We start from the raw sequence: 4758 nt of genomic DNA on the forward strand, positions 1-4758 counted from the left end.
AGCGCGAGCACCTCGGCGCGCGGAACGGAGAGCGAGTCGGAGACGAGCGCGGGCTCGTCGAGCTGCACCCACGCGGCGCCCGCCTCGGCGAGCGCCGCGAGCAGCTCGCCGTATACCGCGACGACCTCGTCGAGACGGTCGATCGGGGCGAATCCCTCGGCCGCTCCGTCGGCGGCCTTCGCGAGCAGCAGGTAGGTCACCGGGCCGACGAGCACGGGGCGGGACTCGACGCCCTGATCCTTCGCCTCGGCGAGCTGCGCGAGCTGCAGGGCGGGGTTCGCGGCGAAGGGCGTGCGCTCATCGATCTCGGGCACGCTGTAGTGGTAGTTCGTGTCGAACCACTTGGTCATCTCGAGCGGCTGGTGTGATTCGTCCCCGCGTGCGAGCGCGAAGTACGTCGCGAGATCCGATCCGCCGGCCGCGCCGACGTCGGCGAAGCGCGCCGGGATCGCGCCGAGCGCGAGCGTCGCGTCGAGCACCTGATCGTAGAAGCTGAAGCTCTCCGGCACGGCGCCGCCCTCGGCCGGGAGCCCGAGCTCGACGAGGCGGGCCCGCGTGGCGAACCGCAGCTCGGCCGCGGTGCGTCGCAGCTCGGCCTCGTCGATCGCGCCCTTCCAGAACGCCTCGACGGCGCGCTTCAGCTCGCGACGGCGGCCGATGCGAGGGTAGCCGAGGATGGTGGCGGCGGGCAGGGGGGAAGATGCGAAAGCGGTCATGCCCCCACGGTAGCGACGGACGCGGGGCGGGGCCGAACCGCCGTTGCACGGAGTTACCCCGTGCGACGAAAAGTTACGAGTCGGGGAGAAACCGCGTTGTCACGCCGCAGCGCCGTCACACCACTCCGCTGCCACACCACTCCGCTGTCACGCCGTTGCGCTATCACGCCACTGTGCCGTCACACCACTAGGAACGGCTCGAGCTTCGCGAGCGTCTCACCGCTCACATACGCGTGCACGCGGGTGCCCTCGGCGACGTACTCCGTCCCCAGCACGCGATTGCGTTCGTGGAGCTCGGCCACGAGCTCGCCCCGCTCGTAGGGCACCACCGCGGTGACCTCCCGGTCGGGCACCGGCAGCGTCGCGTCGATCCGCTCCTGCAGCTGCTCGATGCCCTCTCCGGTGCGGGCGGAAACGAAAACCGCGTCGGGCGCGAGCCCGTGCAGGACGAGACGCTGAGAGTCATCGATCAGATCGGACTTGTTGAAGACGACGATCTCGGGGATCCCCTGCGCGTCGACCTCGGCGATCACGTCGCGCACCGTCCGCAGCTGAGCAGTGGGCTCGGGATGCGAGCCGTCGACGACGTGCACGATCACATCCGACTCGGCGACCTCCTCGAAGGTCGAGCGGAAGGCTTCGACCAGTTGGTGCGGCAGATTCCGCACGAAGCCGACCGTGTCGGCATAGGTGAAGCGGCGGCCGTCGGCCGTCTCGGCATGCCGCACCGTCGTGTCGAGCGTCGCGAAGAGCTGATTCTGCACGAGCGCCTCCGACCCGGTGAGCCGGTTCAGCAGACTCGACTTGCCCGCGTTCGTGTACCCGGCGATCGCGACCGAGGGCACCTCGCCGCGCTTGCGGTTGGCGCGCTTCGCCTCGCGCGCAGGCGCGAATGTCTTGATCTGGGCGCGCAGCTTCGCCATGCGGGTGTTGATGCGGCGGCGATCCAGTTCGATCTTCGTCTCGCCCGGGCCGCGAGAACCCATGCCCGCGCCACCGGCGCCGACCTGCCCGCCGGCCTGCCGCGACATCGACTCGCCCCAGCCGCGCAGACGCGGGAGCAGGTACTCGAGCTGCGCGAGCTCGACCTGCGCCTTGCCCTCGCGGCTCTTCGCGTGCTGGCTGAAGATGTCCAGGATCACGGCCGTGCGGTCGATGACCTTTACCTTCACCACGTCCTCGAGCGCGCGCCGCTGCGATGGCGCCAGCTCGGTATCGGCGATGACCGTGTCCGCGCCCTCGGCCGCGACGATCTCCGCGAGCTCCTGGGCTTTGCCCTTGCCGAGATAGGTCGCGGGATCGGGGTGGGCCCGCCGCTGCAGCACGCCGTCGAGCACCTGTGCGCCCGCGGTCTCGGCCAGCGCTGCGAGCTCGCGCAACGAGTTCTCGGCATCCTCCTGCCCGCCCCGCGACGACGAGGCGTACACGCCGATGAGCACGACCTTCTCGAGCCGCAGCTGCCGATACTCGACCTCGGTGACGTCTTCGAGCTCGGTCGAGAGCCCGGCGACGCGCTTCAACGAGGCGCGCTCCTCCCGCTCCAAGCGGATCGCGTCGAGATCATCGGCCAGCCGATCGTGCTCCGCATCGCCCAACGCCTGGGCGCCCCGGCCGAGCAGCAGGTCACGGCTCTCGCGGACCACGTGCGCGCTCTCGCCACGGTTCGCGCGGGCGAGCAGGCGATCCAGCGCGTCGGAGTCGTCTCGCACGGTGTCGTCTCGCACGGTGTCGTCTCGCACGGTGTCGTCGCGCGCCGCACCTTCGCTCGCAGCGTCATCGCTCGCAGCGTCGAAATCTTGGTCAGTTCGTTCTGTCATGTGACTCCCAGTCTAGGCGCGCCGCCTGACACCGCCCAGGCTGTTCACCCACAGCGCAGCACTCCGCGCATTCCCCGCCTGGGATACTGGGGCGGTGGACCAGCACTACTTCAGCGAGAGCCCGGCGGGCGAATTCGTCCCGCGCGAGATCGAGGTCGAGCTGGCGGGCGCCCCGCGGCGCCTGGTGACCGCCGGGGGCGTGTTCAGCCCCGAGCACCTCGACCAGGGCACGCGCGTGCTGCTGCGGACGCTCGCCGGGCTCCAGGAATCCGGCGAGTCGCACGGGAATCACGGGCAGGCACTCGATACCGCCAGCACCGATGCGCCGATCCTCGATATCGGCTGCGGCTGGGGGCCGATCGCGCTCGACACGGCGCTGCGGGATCCCGGATCCGAGATCTGGGCGGTCGACGTCAATGCGCGCGCGCGGGAGCTGACCACCGCAAACGCTTCGCGTCTGGGCCTCACGAACGTGCGCGTCGCCGCACCCGACGAGGTGCCCGCCGAGCTGCGCTTCGGGTCGATCCGATCGAATCCGCCGATCCGCGTCGGCAAGGCGGTGCTGCACGGCCTCCTGCGCCAGTGGCTCCCCCGTCTGGCGCCGGGCGGATCCGCCCATCTCGTCGTCGCGAAGCACCTGGGCGCCGACTCCCTGCAGCGCTGGATCGCGGCGGAACTCCCGGAGCTCACGGTCACGCGCGTCGCCCGGGACAAGGGCTTTCACGTGATCGAGGCTCGGCGCGGCTGAGCTGACCCCGCGCGACTGGGCCGGGCCCGCATCTGCAGAAACGCACCGATCTGCAGAAACGCACCCGCGACACCCGAGTTCGCGGTGCAAAACTGCAGATCGGTGCAATCCTGCCCGCAAGGTGAAGGATCAGGGCAGATCGATGGTCCCCGTGTAGACGAGCTCCGCGGGCCCCGACAGCGAGACGTGCTCGCCCTCCTCCGTCGGGAACATGCGCACCCCGAGGCGCCCGCCGGGCACCTCGACGCTCCAGCTGCTGGGCATGCCTTCGCCGCCCCAGTGACGGAACGCGAGGGCGGCGGCGGCGGCGCCGGTGCCGCAGGAGAGCGTCTCCCCCGAACCGCGCTCGTGCACGCGCATGCGGATCCGGGCGACACCGTCCTTCAGCAGCGGATCCTCCGGCACCACGAACTCGACGTTCGCACCGTGCTCCGGTGCGGGATCGAGCCCGGGCGCCTCGGTCAGGTCGAGCCCGTCGAGCTTGGCGTCATCGGCGAGCACGGTCACCACGTGGGGGTTGCCGACGTCGATCCCGAGCCCCGGTCGCGCCACATGCAGTCCGCGTGCCGAGACCAGGCTGTCGTCGCCGAGGCGCCAGCGACCGAGGTCGACCGTGTATCCGGACGCGCCGGCGAGCACGTCCTTCACGCCGGCGCGCGTGCCGATGGGGAGAGTGTCGCGACGCTCGGGGGCGACGAGCCCCTCCTCGATCAGGTAGTGGGCGTACACGCGGATCCCGTTGCCGCACATCTCCGACGGGGAGCCGTCGGCGTTCCAGTAGTCCATGAACCACTCGGCTTCGGGTTCGGCCTCGAGTATCGCCGCCCCCTCGGGGATCGCCCGCGACCGCACGGCCCGGATCACGCCATCGGCTCCGACGCCGAAACGGCGGTCGCAGAGCATACGGATCTGCTCCGGAGTCAGCTCGATCTCGCCCTCGGGGTCGGTGAAGAGCACGAAGTCGTTGCCCGTGCCGTGGCCCTTGGTGAACGCGAGGATGCTCATCCGTTCAGTCTAGGGGCAGCCTCGCAGCGGGCAGCCCGATCCTCCCGGCATCGGCGCCGCCGGAGCCGGTCGCATCGAGCCACTGCACGCCCGGGTAGCGCCTGAACCAGCTGACCTGTCGACGCGCATAGCGCCGCGTCAGCATCTGGGTCTCGGCGACGGCCTCGGCCTCGCTCAGCTCGCCCCGAAGCTGCCCGAGCGCCTGCGCATAGCCGATGGCACGACTCGCGGTCCTCCCCTGCTCGAGGCCGCGCGGGATGAGAGCCTCCACCTCACGCAACAGGCCCTCGGCCCACATGCGCTCCACCCTCCGGTCGAGCCGTTCGACGAGCGTCGCGCGGTCGCAGGCGACGCCGACGATACGGGTGCCCGCCGACCACGGTTCCGGCTCCGTCGGCAAAGTCACCTGCGGGTCGCCGCCGAGCAGCGCGACCTCGAGGGCTCGCACCACCCGGCGCGGGTTGCGCGCGTC

The 4758-nt window shown here is 70.9% G+C and carries 4 protein-coding genes and 1 pseudogene; 1 reads left to right on the forward strand and 4 read right to left on the reverse strand.

Annotated elements, in window-relative coordinates:
* Window positions 1-716 (reverse strand): annotated as a pseudogene (locus ACFPZL_RS10145) (5-methyltetrahydropteroyltriglutamate--homocysteine S-methyltransferase); the annotation flags it as partial.
* Window positions 717-895: 179 nt separating this feature from the next.
* Window positions 896-2533 (reverse strand): GTPase HflX, encoded by a 1638-nt coding sequence (gene hflX, locus ACFPZL_RS10150; RefSeq protein ID WP_236021674.1) that lies wholly within the window; start codon window positions 2531-2533, stop codon window positions 896-898.
* 94 nt (window positions 2534-2627) lie between these two features.
* On the opposite strand from hflX, the gene ACFPZL_RS10155 reads away from it, so the two are divergent.
* Window positions 2628-3281 carry a class I SAM-dependent methyltransferase gene (locus tag ACFPZL_RS10155; RefSeq protein ID WP_218113844.1) on the forward strand — a complete coding sequence of 218 codons (654 nt, stop codon included), beginning with the start codon at window positions 2628-2630 and terminating at the stop codon, window positions 3279-3281.
* Window positions 3282-3410: 129 nt separating this feature from the next.
* On the opposite strand, the gene dapF is transcribed toward ACFPZL_RS10155, so the two are convergent.
* Complete coding sequence (gene dapF, locus ACFPZL_RS10160; protein ID WP_218113843.1) at window positions 3411-4286, reverse strand: diaminopimelate epimerase; 876 nt, start codon at window positions 4284-4286, stop codon at window positions 3411-3413.
* A 4-nt stretch (window positions 4287-4290) separates the two neighbouring features.
* Window positions 4291-4758: tRNA (adenosine(37)-N6)-dimethylallyltransferase (locus tag ACFPZL_RS10165; protein WP_382335305.1), on the reverse strand; the 468-nt coding region annotated here is incomplete at its 5' end.

It is taken from the genome of Leucobacter soli (genome assembly GCF_042659205.1).
Taxonomy (GTDB): Bacteria; Actinomycetota; Actinomycetes; order Actinomycetales; family Microbacteriaceae; genus Leucobacter; species Leucobacter soli.